The 22931-nt window shown below is 65.2% G+C and carries 17 protein-coding genes and 2 pseudogenes; 9 read left to right on the forward strand and 10 right to left on the reverse strand.

Annotated elements, in window-relative coordinates:
* Window positions 1-446: 446 nt before the first annotated feature.
* Window positions 447-2111: a S10 family peptidase gene (locus BG90_RS24755; RefSeq protein WP_010122786.1), complete on the forward strand. Its 1665-nt coding sequence runs from the start codon at window positions 447-449 to the stop codon at window positions 2109-2111.
* Between the two features lie 472 nt (window positions 2112-2583).
* Here the strand turns inward: BG90_RS24755 and BG90_RS24760 are convergent, their stop codons facing one another.
* The 4 genes from BG90_RS24760 to BG90_RS37540 all read right to left on the reverse strand — a co-directional run bounded on the left by BG90_RS24760 (window position 2584) and on the right by BG90_RS37540 (window position 5100).
* A complete protein-coding gene (locus tag BG90_RS24760; RefSeq protein ID WP_010109460.1) occupies window positions 2584-2838 on the reverse strand; it encodes a hypothetical protein in 255 nt (84 codons plus the stop codon).
* Between the two features lie 205 nt (window positions 2839-3043).
* Entirely contained in the window at window positions 3044-3187 is a 144-nt protein-coding gene (locus BG90_RS36855) for a hypothetical protein (RefSeq protein WP_010109459.1), read from the reverse strand.
* Window positions 3188-3266: 79 nt separating this feature from the next.
* The gene (locus tag BG90_RS24765) at window positions 3267-4076 is read right to left on the reverse strand and encodes a PRC-barrel domain-containing protein (protein ID WP_025990602.1); all 810 of its coding nucleotides are present in this window, start codon (window positions 4074-4076) and stop codon (window positions 3267-3269) included.
* 460 nt (window positions 4077-4536) lie between these two features.
* Window positions 4537-5100 carry a hypothetical protein gene (locus tag BG90_RS37540; RefSeq protein ID WP_232239144.1) on the reverse strand — a complete coding sequence of 188 codons (564 nt, stop codon included), beginning with the start codon at window positions 5098-5100 and terminating at the stop codon, window positions 4537-4539.
* Window positions 5101-5768: 668 nt separating this feature from the next.
* Between BG90_RS37540 and BG90_RS33875 the strand changes: the two genes are divergently transcribed.
* Window positions 5769-5951, forward strand: coding sequence for a hypothetical protein (locus BG90_RS33875; RefSeq protein ID WP_025990601.1), 183 nt, complete (start codon window positions 5769-5771; stop codon window positions 5949-5951).
* Window positions 5952-5971: 20 nt separating this feature from the next.
* Here the strand turns inward: BG90_RS33875 and BG90_RS24780 are convergent, their stop codons facing one another.
* Both BG90_RS24780 and BG90_RS37910 read right to left on the reverse strand, forming a co-directional pair.
* On the reverse strand, window positions 5972-6418 hold the full coding sequence (locus BG90_RS24780) for a hypothetical protein (protein WP_025990600.1): 447 nt from the start codon (window positions 6416-6418) through the stop codon (window positions 5972-5974).
* 157 nt (window positions 6419-6575) lie between these two features.
* Window positions 6576-6834: pseudogene (locus tag BG90_RS37910) on the reverse strand (SPFH domain-containing protein); the annotation flags it as partial.
* Window positions 6835-7118: 284 nt separating this feature from the next.
* Here BG90_RS37910 and BG90_RS24790 point away from each other — a divergent pair.
* The 4 genes from BG90_RS24790 (at window position 7119) to BG90_RS24805 (ending at window position 18311) form a co-directional block, all read left to right on the forward strand.
* The gene (locus BG90_RS24790) at window positions 7119-7571 is read left to right on the forward strand and encodes a type II toxin-antitoxin system HicB family antitoxin (RefSeq protein ID WP_010109449.1); all 453 of its coding nucleotides are present in this window, start codon (window positions 7119-7121) and stop codon (window positions 7569-7571) included.
* Between the two features lie 191 nt (window positions 7572-7762).
* Window positions 7763-16417, forward strand: a complete 8655-nt coding sequence (locus tag BG90_RS24795) for a glycoside hydrolase family 94 protein (protein ID WP_045568433.1) — start codon at window positions 7763-7765, stop codon at window positions 16415-16417.
* A 440-nt stretch (window positions 16418-16857) separates the two neighbouring features.
* A complete protein-coding gene (locus BG90_RS24800) occupies window positions 16858-17040 on the forward strand; it encodes a glycine zipper 2TM domain-containing protein (RefSeq protein WP_232355226.1) in 183 nt (60 codons plus the stop codon).
* 89 nt (window positions 17041-17129) lie between these two features.
* A complete protein-coding gene (locus BG90_RS24805; protein ID WP_010109447.1) occupies window positions 17130-18311 on the forward strand; it encodes a DesA family fatty acid desaturase in 1182 nt (393 codons plus the stop codon).
* Window positions 18312-18368: 57 nt separating this feature from the next.
* On the opposite strand, the gene BG90_RS33880 is transcribed toward BG90_RS24805, so the two are convergent.
* The 4 genes and pseudogenes from BG90_RS33880 to BG90_RS24815 all read right to left on the reverse strand — a co-directional run bounded on the left by BG90_RS33880 (window position 18369) and on the right by BG90_RS24815 (window position 20353).
* Entirely contained in the window at window positions 18369-18548 is a 180-nt protein-coding gene (locus BG90_RS33880; protein WP_010122810.1) for a hypothetical protein, read from the reverse strand.
* Between the two features lie 66 nt (window positions 18549-18614).
* Window positions 18615-18870: pseudogene (locus BG90_RS33885) on the reverse strand (hypothetical protein).
* A gap of 380 nt (window positions 18871-19250) precedes the next feature.
* A complete protein-coding gene (locus BG90_RS24810; RefSeq protein WP_232239139.1) occupies window positions 19251-19442 on the reverse strand; it encodes a hypothetical protein in 192 nt (63 codons plus the stop codon).
* 191 nt (window positions 19443-19633) lie between these two features.
* Window positions 19634-20353, reverse strand: coding sequence for a Crp/Fnr family transcriptional regulator (locus BG90_RS24815; protein WP_025990608.1), 720 nt, complete (start codon window positions 20351-20353; stop codon window positions 19634-19636).
* 868 nt (window positions 20354-21221) lie between these two features.
* Between BG90_RS24815 and BG90_RS37550 the strand changes: the two genes are divergently transcribed.
* The 3 genes from BG90_RS37550 to BG90_RS33895 all read left to right on the forward strand — a co-directional run bounded on the left by BG90_RS37550 (window position 21222) and on the right by BG90_RS33895 (window position 22825).
* Window positions 21222-21278, forward strand: coding sequence for a hypothetical protein (locus BG90_RS37550; RefSeq protein WP_232289023.1), 57 nt, complete (start codon window positions 21222-21224; stop codon window positions 21276-21278).
* A gap of 655 nt (window positions 21279-21933) precedes the next feature.
* On the forward strand, window positions 21934-22581 hold the full coding sequence (locus BG90_RS24820; protein WP_010109443.1) for a response regulator: 648 nt from the start codon (window positions 21934-21936) through the stop codon (window positions 22579-22581).
* Window positions 22582-22633: 52 nt separating this feature from the next.
* Window positions 22634-22825, forward strand: coding sequence for a hypothetical protein (locus BG90_RS33895; RefSeq protein WP_081464299.1), 192 nt, complete (start codon window positions 22634-22636; stop codon window positions 22823-22825).
* The last annotated feature ends 106 nt before the right edge of the window (window positions 22826-22931 follow it).

The following is a 22931-nucleotide window of genomic DNA, read 5'->3' on the forward strand; positions in this document are numbered from 1 at the left end:
TCGCGCTCGCGGCGGTCCGCAGGTTGCGGCGCCGGGGGGCTTGACGTCGGCGTCGCGGCGCCTGAGATTTGCGGCGCGGGGCCGATATAGGCGGTGCCAACCGCAGCGGTCCGGCGGCGCAAGCAGTGACGCTCGACGGTATCGGCGAGCCGGTCGCCGCCGAGGCGACGACGCGGTGAGCAGACGCGCTGCGCGGCCGTCGCGGCGGTGTTTCGTTGTTCCAGCATGCGGTGCGGCGACGCCGGCATCGCAACGGCGTTTCGCTGCGATTGCGACGAAGCGGTCGTGGCAGCGGACGTGGATCGCGCGAAGCCGGTGCGGTCCGGCGCCGTCGCGAAGCGATCGGCCGCCCGAGACACGCGCGCCGTCGCCATCGACCGTAAACGGTTTGGCACGATTGACGATTCGTTCATGCACCACCTAATAGAACCAGAAGGAGCAGCACGATGAGCATCGATACGACATCTTCCGGCGGCGTGCAGCCGCTGCACCACGGCGCGTCGGCTTCGGTCCATGCGCCGCCGCCGACCGTCGTGACGCCGAAGGCGGACGGCGATCAGCCGTTCTTCGATCCGGTCGCGTACGGCAACGGTCCCGACGATGCGGTGACGGACACGACCGAGGCCGCGGCGCTCACGCATCACACGATCCAGATCGACGGCCGCACGATCGCGTACACCGCGACGGCGGGCCACCTCGTGACCGTCGACCCGAGCAGTTCGCAGCCGAACGCGAAGATCTTCTACGTCGCGTTCACGCAGGACGGACAGCTGGAGGAAACGCGGCCCATCACGTTCTTCTACAACGGCGGGCCGGGCTCGTCGGCGGTGTTCGTGCTGCTCGGCTCGTTCGCGCCGAGGCGGATCAAGACATCGATGCCGGGCTTCACGCCGCCCGCGCCATACCGGATGGAAGACAATCCGGACAGCCTGATCGACAAGAGCGACCTCGTGTTCATCAATCCGGTCGGCACCGGCTATTCGGCGGCGATCGCGCCGCACAAGAACCGCGATTTCTGGGGCGTCGACCAGGACGCGAACTCGATCAAGCAGTTCATCAAGCGCTATCTGACGAAGAACAACCGCTGGAATTCGCCGAAGTTCCTGTTCGGCGAATCGTACGGCACCGCGCGCAGCTGCGTGCTCGCGTACAAGCTTCACGAGGACGGCGTCGACCTGAACGGCATCACGCTGCAATCGTCGATCCTCGACTACAAGCAGGCGGGCAACCCGGTCGGCGCGCTGCCGACCGCGGCCGCCGACGCGTGGTATCACAAGCAGCTCGGCGTCGCGCCGGCGCCGGCCGATCTCGGCGCATTCGTCGAGGAAGTCGCGCAGTTCGCGCGCACCGACTATCTCGACGCGCTGCGCAAGTTCCCGCACGCCGACGCGGCCGTCGTCAAGAAGCTGTCCGACTACACCGGCATCGACACGACGACGCTGTTGTCGTGGAGCCTCGACATCGCGGGCTACGACGCGCGCGGCAACTCGCTGTTCCTGACGACGCTGCTGAAGGCGCGCGGCTTGGCGCTCGGCGGGTACGACGGCCGCGTGACGGGCATCGAATCGGGGATCGCGGGCAAGATCGATCCGAACTCGGGCGGCAACGATCCGACGATGACGGCGGTGTCGGGCGTCTACACGGCGATGTGGAACTCGTATCTGAACGAGCAATTGCAGTACACGTCGAACTCGTCGTTCACCGACCTGAACGACCAGGCGTTCAAATACTGGGACTTCGGCCACATCGATCCGACGGGCGAGCAGCAGGGCGTCGACGCGAAGGGCAACGTGATCCTCTACACGGCGGGCGATCTCGCCGCGGTGATGGCGCTCAACGGCGACCTGAAGGTGCTGTCGGCGAACGGCCTCTACGATTTCGTCACGCCGTTCTACCAGACGGTGCTCGACTTGCAGCAGATGCCGCTCGACGATCCGAAAGTGCGCCAGAACCTCTCGGCGCGGTTCTATCCGTCCGGGCACATGGTGTATCTCGACGGCGGCTCGCGCACGACGCTCAAGCACGATCTCGCGCAGATGTACGAATCGACGGTGCACGACACCGCGGCCGTGATGCGGATTCGCGCGCTGCAGGCGAAGAAGCGCGAATAGATAGTCGAAAGGTTCCGTGAGTGCTCGAAGTGCTTTTGTATAAAGGCTTTTTTGGGCACTCATGGTCCCGGTAGCAGTCAAGCGGTGTCGTATAAATCCAAGACTTGCCGGGTACTTTTTCGGGTAATTTTGGAGACTTGAAACCGCAAGAGGTGGCGCGGGGAGCAGTCCCCATAACGACGCCGGCCTGCAACAGATGCGTGTCGGTCGAATACCGAACTACGTGGGGAGAAACGTGTTTCAAGCTCAAGCTTGAACAGGCCTGCGCCGCGCTGGCGCGGGGGGCTGGAAATCCTGCTCGAAAGCGTTGCATTGATGCCGAAGGGGCGCGAACATCTGGGCGGCATCATCACGCGCATCATCGGTGCTTGAACATGAGGCCGGAATTCGCCGGCACTGAGCGCATCGGACGTCGGCTGCGGAGCGCGTTTCGGGTGTTGCGGAGGATGAACGACAGGCACTGTGCGACGACCTAACCGGAGCCGGCCAGTTTCAGCTCAGGCTCAACCATGAATTCGGATTTCACATGATCGGCGACGTAGTTGACCACGCCGCTCGTTCGGCCTGTCCTGGGCGAAAAATCGAACTCGATCGGATCGGCGTTGACGAACGCGGGTCTCACGAGGAAGACATGCATGCCGGCCTTGAATGCATGATGCGAGGGCAGGCGGAGATTAACCAGCTCGATGAACTGCTTGGCCGAAATGACGGGCATGGGCACTGGCATGGCGTTGCTCCGGTAGGTTTGATGGAAGACGGTTGGATGACGGATGAGGCGGCCAGTCCGGATGCCCGATCCCGATCGAGCTGGCATCGAACCCGGCGGCCCCGCGGGGCATTCGCGAAGGCGAGGGTGGCTGGGCGTATCAATGGGGCGGGCCGAGGATCACGTCCATGACGGCCTGCCCGGCGATTTGCCCGGCCAGAAACGTTCAGCGATCGGGAACGGTCCGTTGAGCGATGCCTTCGAACTTGCTGACGATATCGATGCGAAACCGGGCGTCGAACTTGCTTTTCATCGAAGGCTTCGTACCGATGTGGATGTCCGGGCCTCGGTAATCGATCGTGCGTTCCATGGGAATCTCCGTCAGGCCGGATCGGGATGAAGTCTTGCGTGAGGATCGCATGGGTTCGCGCAATTCGAGGGCCGGGATGTCAAAGGGTGTCGCGCGTCGTGGACGATTCGGTTTCCGACCAATAGCCGTGCTTGCCGTAGAACCTGTGCAGCTCGATTTCATAGCTTCGATGGACGGGTTGCGAGTCGTCGTATGCCGGGCTTTGGCGGACCGCGTCACGCGTGAGCGTGGTCGACACCGTTTCCGCGGACCAGTCCACCCGGTCGAGCCAGTGAGTCGCCACCAGCACTTCGTTGCCGGTCGACCACCAGCTCCGCGTGTCGACCGTCAGATAGCGGATCACCCATGCCTCATCGTCGTAGATGAAGTCGGACACATGGCCGATGCTGCCGTCCATGGTTTCGAGCCGATATCCTTTGACCTCGCTGGTGCTGCGCAGATGCGTATCCGTTGGCGCGCCGGCATGCGTTGCGCGGGTGGGGACAGGATTGCCCGCTTCAAGGTCCTGCGACAGCTCGGCGGGATCGAAAGCCGGGTACGCGCCCATCCCCCACAGGTTCGGGCCGCCCCAGTAGGTCGGGTAGTTGTAGTAACGCAGGTAATCGATCTCGTGCTGGCGGGAGACCGGCTTGTGTGCGTCCAGATTCGGACTGTCTCTCACCTGCTGTTGCGTGAGGCTGACATGCAGCGTGCCGCTCCCAGGATCGGCAGGCTTCACGGAATAGGGTGAAATCAGCACCTGCCTGTCGTGCAGCCAGTCCCCCGTTTCCACGACGAGGTAACGGATGCACCAGTCGTCGTCGTCGAAATAGGCCTGGTTGACGTGCCCGATATCGCCGTCCTTCGCGCGGACCGTGACGCCGTGCAACTTTCTGATGCTTCGTAACATGATGTCCTCGCCAGATGGATGCCCGGCACTTCGGTGATTCGACGAACTGCCTGCCGCGCGGTGGTATCCAGCTGTTCGTCCGCCGCTGCGGAGCGATTCCTGCCGATCCGTTCAGTCGTTCCGGATCGTGTTGTAAAAGGCGTTCATGAATGTCGCGGCGCCGTGTGCGTCGAGCACCGGATCGCGTGGAAGTCGAATCCGCTCCCGCGCCAAGCGTATGCCCTTGCATGGCGTCATTCCGAATGTCCGGCATGCTTCAGACACTACACGCAACGGAGAACCGATGCGGTACGAAACCGTACAAAGCGCCCGCCGGATCGAACGCGGGGGCCATCCGGCGGCAAGCCGCCCTGACGCGCCGCGAAATATCCTCTTCATCTTCGTCATCGAAATCGCAGCGGTGAGGATCTGCACGTCGATGTGCTGCAGGGCGAACGGGCGGCCGGAACCGAATCGCGCTTTAACGTAGCCGTAGCGGTATGAATAGGGCGATGCCCGGCGCCGGTGTCGGCGCGTAAATCACCGGAGGCGCGCCATTGGCATAATCTCGATCGCCGTAATAGCCGTCGTCGGCTCCGCTCCGGTGACGGCCGTAGTGGCGACCGGCCTGATGCGTCATGCGCGCGTGACCGGCCCGCTCCCCACGGTGGTTCATTCTTTCCGCACGCAACTGCGGCCCGACGACGAGGCAGCCGATCGTGACGATCAGGCCGACGATTCGCATGCCCGATCTCGGGGCCGTTGTGTCTCGGCGCGCATGTCTGACAGAAACATCCATCAGATTGTCCTGTGTACGATCCGGAATCCGTTCGTTCGCGATCGCCGTGGACAGCCGGTTCCGATGGGATGTCCAACACTGTTCTTTCTTGATGATGCGGCGGCCATTGCCACGGAAAATTGCATCCGTGTTCCGCTTTTGCGTATCGGACACGCTGTCGTACGGCGCCTGAAACGCCATGGTCAGTTTTTCGGCGCCTTCGGCGTGCGCGTCGGCGATTTCGCCGTAAGAATGCAGGTTGTCCATAGCGCTCATGTCGGTCGCATGAGCGAAGTCTCCGGTGCAGGCTGTCAATACGTGCGTCGACCGATTTGTGAGCCGCCACCGTCATGACATGGGCCGATGATCGATCCGGCCCGGGGCCGGCGGCATTCGACAACTGAGGGAAGGCGGCTACGCCGACGGCAATGGTCGCCGCGCGGGAGGAGGCATAGTCGATCTGCCGGGGGATGGTGCGAGGAGCGAATGTCATGGTGGATCCTGGTGAGACATCGGGAAGGCGTCGAAGTACCGCGACGCATCCATCCGGTCGGCGGCGAATTCGGCCTGGTAGCGCAGTCATGCGCGGATGCGTGGGATCAGGCTGTCCGATGCAGGAACGATTTGCTTGCGCGCGTGGCGAGCGGAGCCGGAACGGTTTACGCGCTTGCCGGGACCGGCATGCGCGACTACTCGTGCCGGCCGGGTGAGTCGCGAGCCACGGCCGGTCCGGCGGCGACGCGAAGCCGCGAACGTTCTCGGGGCGCGATGGCCGGGATCTTGCGACGGATCACGATCGCGCTCTCAGCGTGAATTTCCGATCGGGCCTATGCTGACGGCGTGACCGGCGGCACGACACGCTGGCGGGGCGCTCGTGCGCGGCCAGTCGAGTCCGGGCCAGTCCGGTCCGACAGTCACGCTCCATGGAGGCGGTCATGCGTAACGGGTACCGAGAGCAGCACACGAACGGCGGCAAGAGCGAACGCAATGTGGACGAGGCGGTCGAGGGGACGTTCCCCGCCAGCGATCCGCCGTCGATAGGCGGTGTCACCAAGATGATTTCCGCACCGGCCCATCGAAAGCATCAGCGGAAGTCGTCGCGTATCAAGCATCGTTAGCGCAGGTTGCGCTGCGTCGGTCAGGGCCTTGCGCAGACGACGGCGGTGAGGACGAACGGAATGACTTGATGCGCGACGGCCTTGCTGCCCGCGAGCTGGGAACGCGCTTCCACCGATTCGATCGGCGCCTTGACGACGACCCCGTAGATCGAGCCCGGCAGAGGTTGGCCGCTTCCTGGCCTGAACAGCGCGTCATCTTGCTCATAGGCGAACACGGCATAGACCTTGAAGCCGAATGCCGTCAGCGTGGCGTCGCGGGTGGGCCGAAACGCGTTGACCGAATTCTGCTCGACCCGCATCGGAGCGGGGTCGATGTAACCATGATGGAGCAGGTGCACGATGAAGGCGTGGGCGTTGGTCTTGCAGTCGAACTGCGCGTCCAGTGCATAGGCGCGGCACGGCGCGGGGGCGAGCCCGACTCCGCCTGCAAAGAATGCGGCCAGCGCATTGCGGATGGTTTTTCTCATGGCAGTCTGCGCGGACCTGACAGGTCCGCCATGCGCCTTACTCGTACCGCTTGCCCGGCCGCCTTGCGTCGAATTCGATTGCCGGGTGATCCGCACAACGCGTCTCGGGGAGTGAAGGCCGGTTCGCGATCACGTCGAGGTCTTGAGCGCGGGCGCCGGCGCCTGCCACGTCATACCCGGCAACCACCAGCACGAGCGCCGGATTCAGGCTGTCCCACCATCGAGCTCGGGATCGTCGCGCCGCGTTCCTTCGTCGTTCCATAGATGATGTTCATCGCCCGCAACTGAAGCGCGCCCGGACGATTTTCATAGACCTGCGGTGCATCGACGAACTTGGCCGCGATCTCGGCCTCGACCGAACCGGGTGTTACCCGCGCCTGCCTTTCGCGCTCGGCCTGAGCCTGGCGCATGAGCGATGAAGCGCGCCGCATCCCGGGTCGTCCTGGTCGTCCTGGCAACAAGGCCAAGGCGCTTGATGCGAACGTGCGCTCGATCGCCGCGCAAATCGGTACGGTGCCGTACCTGGATCGCGCGCGTTGCACTTTCCCGGCCGGATAGCGCGGCATCGGGCGATCCAGCGCATGAACGACCGGTAGGGCACCACGAAACGTGCCCCGAAGACTGTTCTCCAGCGTACCGACTCGTCGAGCCGCTGCGATGCACGATAACGTTCGTCGCGTTCTTCCGTCGGGAGTGGTTCATGGAATATCCGATCTATATCACGCGGCACGGGAATCCCCGCTATCGCGGCACGCTTCCGGATTTTCCCGAGTTCGATGTGGTGGGTGACTCGTATGGAGCGTTGCAGGCGGTCGCGGCGCAACGGGTCATGGCCCGCTATGACCGGTCCGCGCATCTCATACCGTCGCCGACCACGGACATGTCGGTATTGCAGGCGTCGGATCTCGACACAGGCGACGGGATCTGGCGGTTCATCGACATCGATGTGACCCGGATGACGTCGAGTTCCGTGCGGATCGAGCTGTGCTTGCCGGAGCGCATCGTGCACGACATCGATCGGGCGGCGAGCGCGCTGCATACGACTCGCGATGCGGTCGTGTCGATGGCGTGCGAGAACGCCGCCGGCCGATCCGCGCGGTGCGACGGGCTGCGTTGCGAACCAGCCGCGAAATCGCTGTCGGAAGCGGCGTGACGGCCCGAGCGCTCCGGCCGCGTCGTCCGCCGGACATGACCGCTGGCGCAGCCGGCGTTCCGGATGGAAGCGGCAGCCGTGATCCGGCGTTCCGTGATCGGGATGACTTCGGGCTCCGTATGTCTGCCGATTCCCGTGTGTCGCGGACGTGAGGCTTGGGTAGATGGCGCGGCTATTTGGGAGAAGGTGTCTTGAAGATTCACGTTGCGCGCGTTTCGCGACGCCGAACGTCGCCATGGAGCAATGCCCGGCCGATTCGCGAGGAGTTCTTCGGCGAGGAAAGATTGGCGCAGCATGCGGGCAGCCTGGCGCGCGCGCAGCAGGTTTCTCCCGGCGGGGCCGCCGGCCCCTCGCTGGCCAAGCGACTGAAGGACAACGCGGATCATCTGCTGAAGGCCTACCGGAACACGGTGGCAGCAGACGCGCGTGGCGAGGAAATCACGCCTGCGGCAGAGTGGCTGCTCGATAACTACTATCTAGTCGCGGAACAGGTGCGGCAGATCCGCGACGACCTTTCCCCCCGCTATTACCGGCAACTGCCCAAACTCAGCAGCGGTCCGTTTGCCGGCTACCCGCGCGTGTTCGGCATCAGCTGGGCATTCGTCGCCCACACCGACAGCCGTTTCGATCCCGATGCGCTATGCCGTTTCGTGCTCGCCTACCAGGCCGTCGAACCGCTGACGATCGGCGAACTATGGGCGGTGGCGATCACGCTGCGGATCGTGCTGATCGAAAACCTGCGGCGGCTCGCGGATCAGATCATCGACGACCGGCGCGCGAGGCTCGACGCCGACGCGCTCGCGGATCGCCTGCTCGGCGAAGGTGGGCACGCGCAGGTGGAGGCCGAGCCGCTCGTCGCCTGCTATGAGCAGGCGGCGTCGCACGATGCGTTCGCGGTGCAGCTGATTCAGCGGCTGCACGATCACGATCCCGCCGTCGCGCCGGTGCAGGCGTGGCTGCATCGGCACTTGGCGGCGCGCGGCGCGACGCCTGACCAGATTGTCGCATCCGTCAATCATCAGCAGGGCGCCGCCAGTCTGACCGTGCGCAACGTGATCACCAGCATGCGGCTGATTTCGGAGGTGGACTGGACCGATCTGTTCGAGCGCATCAGTCTGGTCGATCAGGTGCTGCGCAGCCACCCGGGCTTCGCGCAGATGGATTTCCCCACGCGCAACCTGTATCGCAACGCGGTCGAGGCGCTGGCGCGCGGAGCGCCCGTCAGCGAGCTGGAGATTGCCCGCCGCGTCGTCGCCGATGCGGCGGCGCGGCGGGCGAGCCACGCGCCGGCCGCCGACGCGGCGCCGGATCGAGAGACGGACCCGGGTTACTACCTGCTGGCGGGCGGCCGCGCGGCGCTCGAAGCGGCGATCGGCTATCGCCCGCCCGTTGCGTTGTGGTTGCGGCGCATGACGCGCCGCGCGGGTCTCGGCGGTTATCTCGGCCGTATCGGGCTGCTTGCCGCGCTGCTGCTGGCGGGCATGCTGGCGTGGCTCACCCGGGTCGAGCCGCCCGGTCACTGGCTGATCTGGCTCGGTCTCGCCGGGTTGCTGCCCGCGCTCGATGCCGCAGTCGCGCTCGTCAATCGCGGGGTGATGCGGGAAATCGGCGCGAGCATCCTGCCGGGCCTCGCGCTGCTCGACGGCATTCCGCCGGGCTCGCGCACCGTGGTCGCGGTGCCGGTGCTGCTGACGACGGAAGCGGCGCTCGTCGAGCAGATCGAGCAACTGGAAATCCATCATCTGGCGAGCCCCAACGGGGCGCTCTACTTCGCATTGCTCTCCGACTGGGTGGACGCACCCACCCCGCACGTCGACAGCGACGCGGGGCTGCTGGCATGCGCGGCGGCGGGCATCGACCGGTTGAATCGCCGCTATCCGGCGGCGGCGGGCGAGGGCGAGCGCTTTCTGCTGCTGCACCGGCGCCGCGTCTGGAACGACGGCGAACGGTGCTGGATGGGCTGGGAGCGCAAGCGCGGCAAGCTGCACGAGCTGAACCGGTTGCTGCGCGGCGCGTCGGACACGTCATTCATCTCGCCGGAAGGCCGGCCGCCGGGCGTGCCGCCGGACGTGCGTTATGTGATTACGCTCGATGCCGATACCCGGCTGCTGCGCGATACCGTTCGCCGCCTGATCGGCAAGATGGCGCACCCGCTCAACCGGCCGGTATTCGACCCGGCGAGCCGGCGCATCGTCGAAGGCTACGGCGTGCTTCAGCCGCGCGTGGCGTCGTCCCTCGCGAGCGGCGACGAGGGCTCGCTGTTCCAGCGCGTGTCGTCGAGCGTGCACGGCATCGATCCTTATGTGTCGGCCGTATCGGATGTCTATCAGGATCTGTTCGACGAAGGCTCCTATGCGGGCAAGGGCATCTACGACGTCGATGCGTTCGAGGCGGTGCTCGCCGGCCGCGTGCCGGACAACACCGTGCTCAGTCACGATCTGTTCGAAGGCATTTTCGCGCGGGCCGGGCTCGCGTCAGATATCGAGGTCGTCGAAGCGTCGCCGTCCCGCTACGATGTCGCGGCGGCACGTCTGCACCGGTGGGCGCGGGGCGACTGGCAACTCCTGCCGTGGCTGGTCTTCGGCCACGAACCGCTGTCGGCGGTCGGCCGCTGGAAGATGCTGGACAACCTGCGCCGCACGCTTACGGCGCCAGCCGTGTTCATTGCGCTGCTGGCCGGATGGATGCTGCCGCTTCCCGTGTCGCTCGCCTGGAGTGCCCTCGTGCTGGTGACGATTGCGCTGCCGTTGCTGTTGCCCGTGTTGAGCGGACTGGTGCCGCGCTGGCGGCGCACGCACGTCAAGATGACCACGCGCAGCCTGTTTCATGCGTGGGCGGCGGAGCTGCGGTTCGCGCTGGCGCGGTTCGGCTTGTCGATCGTCATGCTGCCGGAGCAGGCGTGGTCGATGGGCGATGCGATCGCGCGCACGCTGTTTCGCGTGGGGATCAGCCGTCGGCATCTGCTCGAATGGACCACGGCGGCCGAAGCCGGCGCGCGTGACAGGCGGACTCTCGCGTCCACCTATCTGCAGATGCGCGGCGGCGTGACGCTCGCGCTGCTCGGCACGGCGGTCACGCTGGCGGCGAGCCGGTACTTCGATCATCAGACGGGCTGGCTGGCCGTTCCGTTCGCGCTGGTCTGGCTCGCCGCGCCGGCGATCGCCCAGTGGATGAGTCGCGCGCCGAGACCGGCCGGCGAGCTTGCCGTGACGGCGCGCGATGCGCGCCAGTTGCGCCATGATGCGCGCCGGACCTGGCGCTATTTCGAGACATTCGTGACGGCCGACGATCAGATGCTGCCGCCGGACAATTTCCAGGAGGACCCGAAGCCCGTCGTCGCGCACCGGACCTCACCCACCAATATCGGGCTGTATCTGCTGTCCGTCGTCAGCGCTCGCGAGTTCGGCTGGCTCGGTACGCTGGACTCGGCGTCGCGGCTGGAGGCGACCCTCGCGACGATGCAGCGGCTGCCGCGCTATCGCGGTCACTTCTATAACTGGTACGACACTCGGGACCTGCGGCCCCTCGATCCGAAGTATGTGTCGTCGGTCGACAGCGGCAATCTCGCCGGCCACCTGATCGCGCTCGGCAACGGCTGCCGCGCCTGGGCGAATCAGCCGGGCGGCGCGGGGCAGCAGGCCGCGTACGACGGGATCGGCGATACGCTCGCGCTGTTGCGCAAGGCAGTGTGCTGGGATAACGACACCCGGACGACTTTGCACGGCGAATTCGAACTGACCGCGACCGAGTTGGAGGAAACGCTCGCCGGGGAGGCCGGGGAGGACGACGCGCGCGGAGCAACGGACACTCGCGCCGAGCCGGCATGGCCCGCGATCACGATCCTCGCCGCGACAGTCGCCGATGTCGCGCGCGCGCTGATGGACGAGGTCAGCCGGGTGCGGAGCGGCGACGTCGACGACGTGCTTTTTTGGGCGCAGGCGCTCGAGCACGCGGTGCAGGGACATTATCGCGACGCGACGCGCACGCCGGACGAAGCAGCCGTGTTGAACAAGCGTCTTCATGCGCTGGCCGATACCGCGCTGCAGATGGCATACGCGATGGAGTTCGGCTTTCTGCTCGACCCGGTGCGGAATCTGCTGTCGATCGGCTACGCGGTGGCTGACGGACGGCTCGATCCAGGCAACTACGATCTGCTGGCGTCGGAGGCTCGCCTGGCGAGTTTCGTCGCGATTGCGAAGGGGGATGTGCCGGCGCGGCACTGGTTCCGGCTCGGCCGCCTGGCGACGCCGATCCGGCACGGCGCGGCGCTGGTCTCGTGGTCGGGATCGATGTTCGAATACCTGATGCCGTCGCTGGTGATGCGCGCGCCGGCCAGCAGCCTGATTGCGCGCACCAATCACCTCGTGGTGCACCGGCAGATCTCTTATGGCGATGGTTTGCGCCTGCCGTGGGGCATGTCCGAGTCGGCCTACAACGCGCGCGACATCGAACTGACCTATCAATACTCGAGCTTCGGTGTGCCGGAGCTGGGGCTCAAGCGCGATCTCGACCAGAATCTCGTGGTCGCGCCTTACGCGACCGCACTCGCGGCGATGATCGCGCCGGACGCCGCCGCGCGCAACTTCGACCGGTTGCGCGCGGCCGGCGCGTGCGGGCGCTTCGGTTTCTACGAAGCGCTCGACTACACGCCCGCGCGCGTGCCGGAAGGCATGCCGGTTGCCGTCGTGCGGGCATTCATGGCGCATCACCAGGGTATGTCGATCGTGTCGATCGCCAATGCGTTGCTGGGCGGGTGCATTCGCGCATTCTTTCACGGCGAGCCGGCTGTCCGCGCAACCGAGCTGCTGTTGCAGGAGAGGGTGCCGGGCCGCGTTGCGGCAGGGCGACCGCGCGTCGACGCGAGCCCCGCCGGCAGGATGCGCGGCATCGATTCCGCCGTCGCGCGGCGTCTTCTGTCGGCGGACGATCCCGCGCCCGTCACGCATCTGCTGTCCAACGGCCGCTACGCCGTGATGCTCACGGCCGCGGGTTCCGGCTACAGCCGCCGCGACGATCTGGCCGTCACGCGCTGGCGGGAAGACGCGACGCGCGACGATTGGGGCAGCTACCTGTATCTGCGCGACATCGACAGCGGCGACGTCTGGTCGGCCACGTGGCAACCCACCGGCGTGGTGCCGGACAGCTACGAAGCGACGTTCACCGAGGATCGCGCAGAGTTCGTCCGTCGCGACGGCACCTTGACGACGTCGCTCGAGGTGGTGGTATCCGCCGAGGATGACGCGGAGGTGCGGCGGGTGTCGGTGGCCAATGTGGGCACCCGGACCCGCGTCATCGAATTCACGTCCTACGCGGAAATCGTGCTCGCGCCGCCCGCCGCCGATCACGCACATCCCGCGTTCTCGAAACTGTTCATCGAGACCGAGTACGTGCCGGCGTCCGGCGCCATTTTGGCGACGCGGCGCAAGCGCTCGCCGAACGAGGCGGAGGTCTGGGTCGCACATCTGGCGGTGACCGCCGGCGAGACCGTTGGCGCGGAAGAATTCGACACCGATCGAATGCGCTTCATCGGGCGCGGGCACAGCGTTCGCCTGCCGCTTGCGCTGGCTGAACAGCGTGCGCTGAGCGCTTCCGAAGGCGCGGTGCTGGACGCCGCGTTCGCGTTGCGGCAGCGTCTGCGCATCAAGCCGGGCGCGAAGGCGAGCATCGTCTACTGGACCATCGCCGCGGATTCGCGCGCGCAGCTGCTCGATCTGGTCGACAAGCATCGCGACGGCGAATCGTTCGCGCGGGCGGCGATGCTCGCGTGGACCCAGGCCCAGGTGCAACTGCGGCACAGCGCGGTGAGCCTCGACGAGGCCGCGCTGTTCCAGCAGTTGGCCGGATACATGCTGTATAGCGATCCGTCGATGCGGCCCAATTCCGCCGCGCTGCTGCGCCAGGCGGCGGCGGTGTCGGCGGCGGGTGGCGTGGGCGCCTCGCCGCTATGGGCGCATGGCGTGTCGGGGGATCTGCCGATCCTGCTGGTGCGGATCGACGACATCGAGCACATCGCGATGGTGCGGCAACTGATTCGCGCGCATGAGTATTGGCGGATGAAGCGGCTCGCGGTCGATCTGGTCATCATCAACGAGCGCGCGGCGTCGTATGTGCAGGATTTGCAGGTCGCGCTCGAGGGGCTGGTGCGAACCCGGCAGCCGCCGGACAAGGCCGGGCGCGGCAGTATTTTCGTGCTGCGCGAGGACCTGATGGCGGCGGCGGCGCGGGCGCTCTTTCCGTCGGTCGCGCGAGCCGTGCTCGCCGCGCGCAACGGCCGGCTGGTGGACCAGTTGCGACGCCTCGCCGGTTCGCCGCTGCCCGCCCGCCCGGATGCCGCGCGCCAGCCGCTGCTGCCGCCCGCGCTGCCGTCGCCGAAGGGGGCGCAGGCCGGCGCCGGTCTCGAATACTTCAACGGCATCGGCGGCTTCGCGCGCGGCGGCCGCGAATACGTCGTGATCCTGCAGCCCGGTCAATGCACGCCGATGCCCTGGGTCAACGTCATCGCGAATCCGGCATGCGGTTTCCTGACGTCGGCGGAGGGGGGCGGCTATACCTGGGTGACGAACAGCCGCGAGCATCCGCTGACGCCGTGGTCGAACGACCCGGTCACCGATCCGCCCGGAGAGGCATTTTATGTCCGCGATGACGAGACCGGCATGCGCTGGGGCCCGCAGGCGAGCCCGATCCGCGACGATGCGCCGGGCGCCGCCCCTTACGTGGCGAGCCATGGCCAAGGCTACAGCCGGTTCACGCATACCGCTGCCGACGTCGCCGTCGAATTGCTGCAGTTCGTGCCGCTGGCCGATCCCGTCAAGATTTCCCGCCTGACCTTGCGCAATCTATCGGACCGGCCCCGCCGACTGTCTGTCGCAACCTATGCGGAATGGGCGCTGGGCGCGTCGCGCAGCGTCGCGGCGCCGCACACCGCGAGCGAGATCGATGTGGCCACCGGCGCGATGTTCGCCCGCAACGACTGGAGCCAGACGTATCGCGGCAGCGTGGCGTTCGCCGATCTGTGCGGCCTGCAAACATCCTGGAGCGCGGACCGGCGCGAGTTCATCGGTCGCAACGGCGTCCTGAGCAACCCCGCCGGCTTTCCGGGCAGCGTCGGCGCGCCGCCTCTGTCGGGCCGGGTCGGCGCCGGTCTCGATCCGTGTGCCGCGTTGCAGACCACCATCGATCTCGATCCCGGCGGTGTTGCGGAAGTCGTGTTGCTGCTCGGCGAAGGGCGCGACTCGGCGACGGCGCGGCAGTTGATCGCGCATTACCGCCAGGCGGATCTCGACGCGGTATTCGCTGCCGTGACGGCGTTCTGGGACGAGACGCTCGGCGCCATCCAGGTCGAAACGCCGGATCGCGCGATGGATCTGATGCTGAATCGCTGGCTGCTGTATCAGACGCTGTCGAGCCGGATCTGGGCGCGCGCGGGCTTTTATCAGGCCAGCGGCGCGTATGGCTTTCGCGACCAGTTGCAGGACGGCATGGCGCTCGCGGTCGCTCGCCCGGCCCTGACGCGCGAACATCTGCTGCGGGCGGCGGCGCGCCAGTTTCCGGAAGGCGACATGCAGCACTGGTGGTTGCCGGAAAGCGGCAGCGGCGTGCGCACGCGGATCTCCGACGACCGCGTATGGCTCGCCTATACGGTTGCGCACTATGTCGACGTCAGCGGCGACCGGGCGATTCTCGATGCGTCGATCCCGTTCATCGACGGGCGGCCGCTCGCCGCCGACGAGCAGGACGCGTTTTTCATTCCGGGCATCTCGGAGATCAGCGCATCGCTGTTCGAGCATTGCGCGCGCGGGCTGGAGTACAGCCTGGCGCACTTCGGAGAGCATGGCCTGCCGCTGATCGGCACGGGCGACTGGAATGACGGCATGAACCGGGTCGGCGAGGCCGGGCGGGGCGAAAGCGTCTGGCTCGGATGGTTTTTGCATGCGACGCTCACGGCGTTCGCGCCGCTCGCCGCGGCGCGTGGCGTGGGCGAACTGGCGGAGCGCTGGCTGACGCGCGCCGGCGCGTTGCGCGATGCGCTCGCCGCAGCGGGATGGGACGGCGCGTGGTATCGGCGCGGCTACTTCGACGACGGTACGCCGCTCGGCTCGGCCAGCAACGCCGAATGTTCGATCGACGCGATCGCGCAGTCGTGGAGCGTGCTGTCGGGCGCGGCGGACCCGGCGCTCGCCACGCGGGCGATGGACGCGCTGGACGCACGGCTGATCCGCCGCGACGATGGCCTGGCGCTGCTGTTCGCGCCGCCGTTCGAGGATTCGCCGGTCGATCCCGGCTATGTCAAGGGCTATCCGCCGGGCATCCGCGAAAACGGCGGCCAGTACACGCACGCCGCCACATGGTCGGTGCTCGCGTTCGCGCAAATGGGCGACGGCGATCGCGCCGCGAGCTTGTTCGCGCTGCTCAATCCGATCAATCGCAGCCGCACGCGCAGCGGCGCCAATCGTTATCGGGTGGAGCCTTATGTGGTGGCGGCCGACGTCTATTCGGTCGCGCCGCACGTCGGCCGGGGCGGATGGACCTGGTACACCGGCTCGGCGGGATGGCTGTATCGCGCGGGCGTCGATGGCCTGCTCGGACTTCGCAAGCATGGCGACATGCTGACCATTCAACCGTGCATACCGCGATCCTGGCCGGGCTTCAGGGCAACGGTGCGTCAGGGCGCGGCGCACTACGACATCGTCGTCGAGAATCCGGAGGACGTGAGCAGCGGCGTGTCCCGCATCGTCGTGGACGGCGTGCGACTCGCCGCCGGCGAAACGGCGGTGCGGCTCATGGACGACGGCCGTCGCCACAGCGTGGTCGTGACGCTGGGGGCTGCGCAGGCGGTGTTGCTGTAAAGCAGCATGCGGGTATTGGACGCGTGCAGCGATGGAACTGGCCTCGCATGTCGGTCGGCCCCACGATTTCCGCGCAGCTTTCCGGCGCGCAGAATGACGAATGACTGCCGGTTGTCGGCGATATTCACGGCAAGCTCGATGAAGATGGATGCCGCGCAGCCGCGCAGCCGCGCAGCCGCGCAGCCGTGGAGTCCGAGATATCGGTTTCCCCGCACGCCATGACGCGGAGTGCGGGTGCCGAAGTCAGTACGTTGGCGTACGGGCCGGTACGTTAGCGGACGGACTGCGCGCGATTTCCCTCCCATCATGAACTGACGTTTCGAATTCCATCGAGATGTCAGGGCATGGGCTTCCGTGCGTCGTGCCGGGATCGGACGGCGCAGCGGCGAGCCGAGGAGATGACCATGAGAAGGCTACGTTCGATCGCAGTCGAAATGGGGATGGTGACCATGACGATTGTCGTGTTGGCGGGTTGCGGCGACATGTCTCGCCGTGGAACGGATACCGTGATCGGTGCGGGGGTCGGCGGCGTCGCCGGCGCAGTCCTGACGGGCGGCAGCGCATTGGGCACGGTCGGCGGCGCGGCTGTCGGCGGGGTTGTCGGCAATCAGGTCGGGAAATAGGCCGGCCGGCAGAAGGGAAGGGAATCGGCAGGCGCACTCGCCGTCACGGCGAAGCGCGCGATACGAGGACGGCTCGGAGTGCGACCGATATGTCGGCATTTCTCCTGAACGGTGTGCTGAGGTTGTCCTGGTGGCAGCTTGCCTGGGTCGTGCTCGCGCTCACGCATGTCACCATCATCAGCGTGACGGTGTACCTGCACCGCTGTCAGGCGCACCGGGCGCTGGAATTGCATCCGGGCGTCAGTCACTTCTTCCGGTTCTGGCTGTGGTTGACGACCGGCATTCTGACCGCGCAGTGGGTCGCGGTGCATCGCAAGCATCACGCCAGGAGCGAGACTCCGGAAGATCCGCACAGCCCGCGGACCCGGAGCCTTGCGACCGTGCTGCTCCGCGGCGCGGAGCTGTACCGGGCAGAGGTGCGGAACGAGGAAACGCTGCGCAGATATGGGTTGGGCACGCCGGACGATTGGCTCGAACGCCACGTCTATGCTCGCTATCCGGACCTCGGCATCGGGCTGCTGGCCGTGATCGACGTCGGGCTGTTCGGGCTGCCCGGCGTGTCGGCGTGGGCAATCCAGATGATGTGGATTCCGTTCTGGGCCGGCGGCGTGGTCAACGGTTGCGGCCACTTCAGCGGTTATCGGAATTTCGCCACGCCCGATGCGAGCACCAATCTCATTCCGCTGGGCATCCTGATCGGCGGAGAAGAGTTGCATAACAATCACCACGCATACGTGACGTCCGCCAGGCTGTCGAACCGATGGTTCGAGTTCGACATCGGCTGGCTGTACATCCGCCTGCTGGCGGCATCGGGACTGGCGACCATTCGGCGACTGGCAACGAAACCGCGCCTGCTCCCGGGCAAGGCGGTGGTCGACGATGCGACGCTGCAAGCGATCATCCGCAACCGGCATGAAGTGATGGCCGCCTATGCGCGCATGTTCGAGCCCGCCTGCCGGCGGGAGCTGCGCCGCATCAAGGACATGACTCGCGGCGACAAGCGGGTGTTCGCCCTTGGCGTGAAGCGATGGCTGCGCCAGGCCTGGGGCTATCGGGACAAGCCCGATCTGCGGGCGCTGACGAGCTGCAATGCCGACCGGCGAATGCGCGTGTACGTGGACATGTATGAGGCGCTGCTCGAGCTATGGACGTGGTCACACGTATCGCCCGAGCAATTGCTGGTCCAGTTGCAGGATTGGTGCCGTTGCGCGGAGCAGAGCGGTGTCAAGGCGATCGTCGATTTCTCGATACGCCTGCGCCGGTATACCTGATCCCGGAACGTCCGCAACCTACCATGCGGGACCGGCGCGCAACGGCGCGCGCGCCGCTTATTTCGCCCGATTGTCGGGGCGCGAATAACGCCACTTGCTCGCATTGGAATTGATGCCGGCATCCTCGCGGATGCGCTTTTCCGCGCGTTCGATGTCGGCGCGGGCGAGATCTTCCCGCTGCTTTTGCCGGGTCGCCTGATCGCGTTGATCAAGTGTTGGGCCTGAATAATGTTTCATAGATCCTCCGGACTGGAGCGTGCTGCGTAATGAGGCGCTGCGTTGAGCCGGATGTCGCGGACGGATTCAAATCACTGGAGAGATGATCTTGTCATCCACGATGTTCTTGCCGAATTGCATCGCCAGGTCGAGTGCGAGCGCCGTTCTGGAAAATGGTCGAGTAACGCGGCGCCGTCGCCGAGGTCGCCGGAATCGTGTCGATACGCACGATTGAACCGAAACGCTTCGGACCGGGTGTGTGGGGATCGCCGAACGGCGGAAAGAGTATTTGTGAATACGCACGGAGTTCATGCCCGTGATATTCGAGAGTGGGGATGGTCATGATTTGCTCCTGACAGAGCAATTGTTGGCGCCGGAGGATTCAAGGGCGCCGATGCCGTGGCAACGAACAGGCAGATATTTTTAGTGTGCGCGCCTGACGGTGGCGGCGCAAGCGAAACATCGGATCACGAAGCATCTTTTGCAGGCGAGACATTCGTGACGGGAAGTGCTCGATACCTGCCGCGAGCATGGCGAGGATGACGCACCGACGTGGACGATGCATGCATCGTCCGGCGATGTTGACCACTGCCTCGAAGCAGGACCGATGGCGACGGATGAACGATCGACACGCCGTCGAATTCATCGAGCGCAGGGCCGGCGTATCGCGCGATCAGGGCGTGTGCCGGTTGAGGCATGTCGCATGCGCTATCGAATCGATAGCTATTCCATTCCCGAGCGTTCCCTCGCATCCGAAATCTGCTGCTTCGAGGTGCGCGATGGCTTGCACTCGGTCGGAATCGCGTGCCTCGGTTTCTCGGGGGCGACGGGCATTCCGTCATCGGTCGCGTTGTCTTGCGCATATTTCCGGTGTTGTTGATGCGTGTCGCGGTCCTTCTTCTTGAGGTCGTTCATGGGCGTGCTCCTGTAAATCACGTTCCCGCGCCGATCTGATTGCTCGAACCGGATCGCGGTCGAATGCATGGACGATCTGTCGGAGCGTCGTGGCGCCGGGCCGTGCATCGGCATTAGCGCTGCATGCATGCGTGCCAACCCAGAATGGACGAGCGAAAAGGGGAAGTCGGTACGATGCCGCGCAGTGGCAGCTAGAGTCGCTTCAGGTCAGGAAGCAGGCGATCGAATTCGCGTTTGACCACGCTGTAGCATTCGCACACGCGCTGTTCGAGCCCTGGCCGGTCCAGCACCTCGATATGGCCGTAGTTGTAGCGGATGAGGCCCGCGTCCTGCAGCTTCAACGCCGCTTCCGTCACGCCCGATCTGCGCACGCCCAGCATGTTGGCGATCAGTTCCTGCGTCATGTGCAGTTGGTTCGAAGGAAGGCGGTCGAGGCTGAGCAGCAGCCAGCGACACAGTTGCTGATCGATCGAGTGATGCCGGTTGCAAACGGCGGTCTGAGCCATCTGCGTGATGAGCGCCTGGGTATAGCGCAGCAACAGGCGTTGCATCGCGTTGCCGCGCCGGAATTCTTCTTTCAGGATGGTCGCTTCGAGCCGATAGGCCTGCCCCGCGCTTTGCACGACGGCTCGGCTCGGCGTCGTTTCGCCGCCCATGAACAGCGACACGCCTATCATGCCTTCATGGCCGACGATCGCGATTTCCGCGGACGAGCCGTTCTCCATCACATAAAGCAGGGAAACGATCGACGTGGTCGGAAAATAGACGTGGTAAAGGTGGCCGCCCGACTCGTACAGCACTTTTCCCAACGGCATCTCGACGAGCGTCAGGTGCGGGGCGATGTGGGCGCGTTCGTTTTCCGGCAGCGCGGCAAGCAGGTGATTTTCGGTAATGGGCGGGTTGTCCTGCATGCCGGGCTCCTGCGCTTGCGCCTGGCTGACCATGGAGACTCCAGCCGATGCAGGCGCAGCGGGAATCGGCTAGATGTATCAACCATCATATCTTATCGATCGGCGATCGGATGAAAGGGGGGCGATAATTTGTCCCCTTTTATCGATGAACTCGGGATGACCGTTCGAATGCGAATCTGCCTTCGAAAATGATAGTGTCGATACGTGTCGACTCAAGGTGCGCAATCACGAGCGCTCGATACGGAACCGATATTTCACGGAGCAGCCCGTGGGGAAACCGCCGTCGCCAGGTCCGTGTTGCATCGATCGCGGAACGGCGAGCCACCCGTTGCCCGGCTGCGGCATCGTGCGCCGATTGCAATCGAGGTCGTGCCGCTGGCGCGATGCTGCTGCGCGCGATCACTCGGCAGGTCGAGTGAATGATGGGCCGCCACGTCCGCGATGACTCGCGTCCGTGCGGTACGTTGGCGGACAGACTCCACGCACGAGTGCGCTTCGCTTCCGTTCATCTCAAGGAGGCGATACCGGGTGCATCGGGCGTAGGACCTGCATGAGGAAACAGGACGACTTCCGTCCGGAGCGCTCAGGCATTCGAGGCGCGGCACCGCCGATTCCGACGCTGCAGGCGGCGAATCGCGCGTGCGCGCGTCAGGGCGGGAACGCATGCGAGCGCATCGACGGAAGCATCGGTTCGATTACATCGATCGGCGGCCATCGGCGCGAACGCATCGGGACTTGGCCGGCCGGATTGGTTGAGGAGCGCTGACGTGCCGCCGGGATCTCTTCCACTGATCGTTGGCGTGCTGCTGCTGGTCGGGGTGATCCCAACCCGGCGCTACAGCATCGGCTGGGTTTGGGGCCAAGCGGATTGCTGGGCCTGGTATTGATCGTGCCTCTCGTCCTGATATTGCCGGGGAGGCTGTGACGCGGGAATCGAATGGACAGGAAATCGATCGGCAACGATGGCGGCGGCTGGGCGAACGTTCGCAGGACCGGTGCGTGAAGGGAGGCGCAGCATGGGGTGCGACAACGCCTGGCGCTGATGACCCGACCGCCTCGGGCAATCTGACCGCGGCGCGTTCGATGAAGCGGGACCGCATCCGAACCTTGTACGGGTCGGATCTATCGCCATGAACGGTCAGAGTCCGTGTGGCCATATGTATCAGGGCTGTACGGTAGTGCTCCGGCAGCACGACGCATTCTTCCCATGATGGCTCCGATACGGGATGTGACGCAGCAGTTGCATTGCGCGATCGCGTGCGGCTACGCAAAGCGGCCGGCGCACCGCTCACCCAAGGAGGGGGAAATGAGAGATCTTCGATCGATCGTCACTGAGACGATCATTTCATGCACAAATGATGCATCGCCCTCCACGCCAGGCATCCCTCACATGTTCTGCGCTCAATCGATGCCCGTCGAATCCGCACCGGAATGTGGTGCTGCGATGGGGGATGATCGTCCGGTATCGTACCGACTGCTTCGGTCGGCTCGGACAGGATTAATATTATTTATCTGCGGGTGATGCGGCTCAACATCTCCTCCGGAGAGCATGCTGAACGAGAATCTCTCGCTCCGTCTCCATGATCAAAGTAGCTATCTGCGATGCTCACCCTGTCTTGCGTAACGGCGTGCGCATCGCACTTGCAAACGCCGGTGGTTTTGAGGTCGTCGGCGAAGCCGGCGACGGCGAAAGTACGCTCGCACTCGCGCGCGCGACAAACGCGCATGTGCTTACGTTAGGTCTCGTGATGCCCGGCACCCACGGCATCGAGCTCATCAAACTGATAAAGATCGGTAACCCGTCTCTGCGCGTCTTCGTCCTGACGATGTATTCGGAGGAGACGTTCGCTGTCCAGGCATGCAGGGCCGGGGCTTCCGGCTTCGTGACGAAATCGGACTCCAACTCGGAATTGATCGCCGCGATCAGAAAGGTCGCGCTTGGTGGCGTCTACGTGAGCGCCGCGGTAGCAGAACGGCTCGCGTTGAGTGTGCATGAACAAGACCGCGCGCTACCTCATCAGCGCCTGTCTGGCCGCGAATTCGACGTGATGTGCCGCCTCGCGTCCGGTCAGCCGGTACGAGATATCGCGAGAACGCTGTATGTAAGCGCAAAGACCGTCAGTACGTACCGGACGCACATCTGCGAGAAGATGGGGGTTCCTCATGACGCTGCGCTGGTGCGCTATGCGATACGCCACAAACTCATCGAAGATTTCGAACCAGGCTGACCTGTCAGACGTACCTGGCCTGCTGACCACTCCACGCATTTGAGGAACAACCATGAATGCCGAAACTGTAACGAATCTCCTGGCGGAATTCGATGATCTCGCCTCCAAAAGCGAAAACCAGGATGTTCAATCTCTCATCAGAGCAATGAAACTGCACGCGCAATTAATGAATGTCCACCTTGCGAAACTTGAAGCGCTGTTCGATCGGAACAGTCGTTCAACGTCGAGCCTCGAGAAATCCTGATCCGCAGTTTTCGAGAGCGCGGCCCCGGTGCCGGTTCATGGCCGCGGTGGGAAAGCAATTTATCCATTCACGGTAAGCTCGGACCGGAGGAGCCGTGACGAAGCGG

The sequence above is a fragment of the Burkholderia oklahomensis C6786 genome, from assembly GCF_000959365.1.
GTDB lineage: Bacteria > Pseudomonadota > Gammaproteobacteria > Burkholderiales > Burkholderiaceae > Burkholderia > Burkholderia oklahomensis.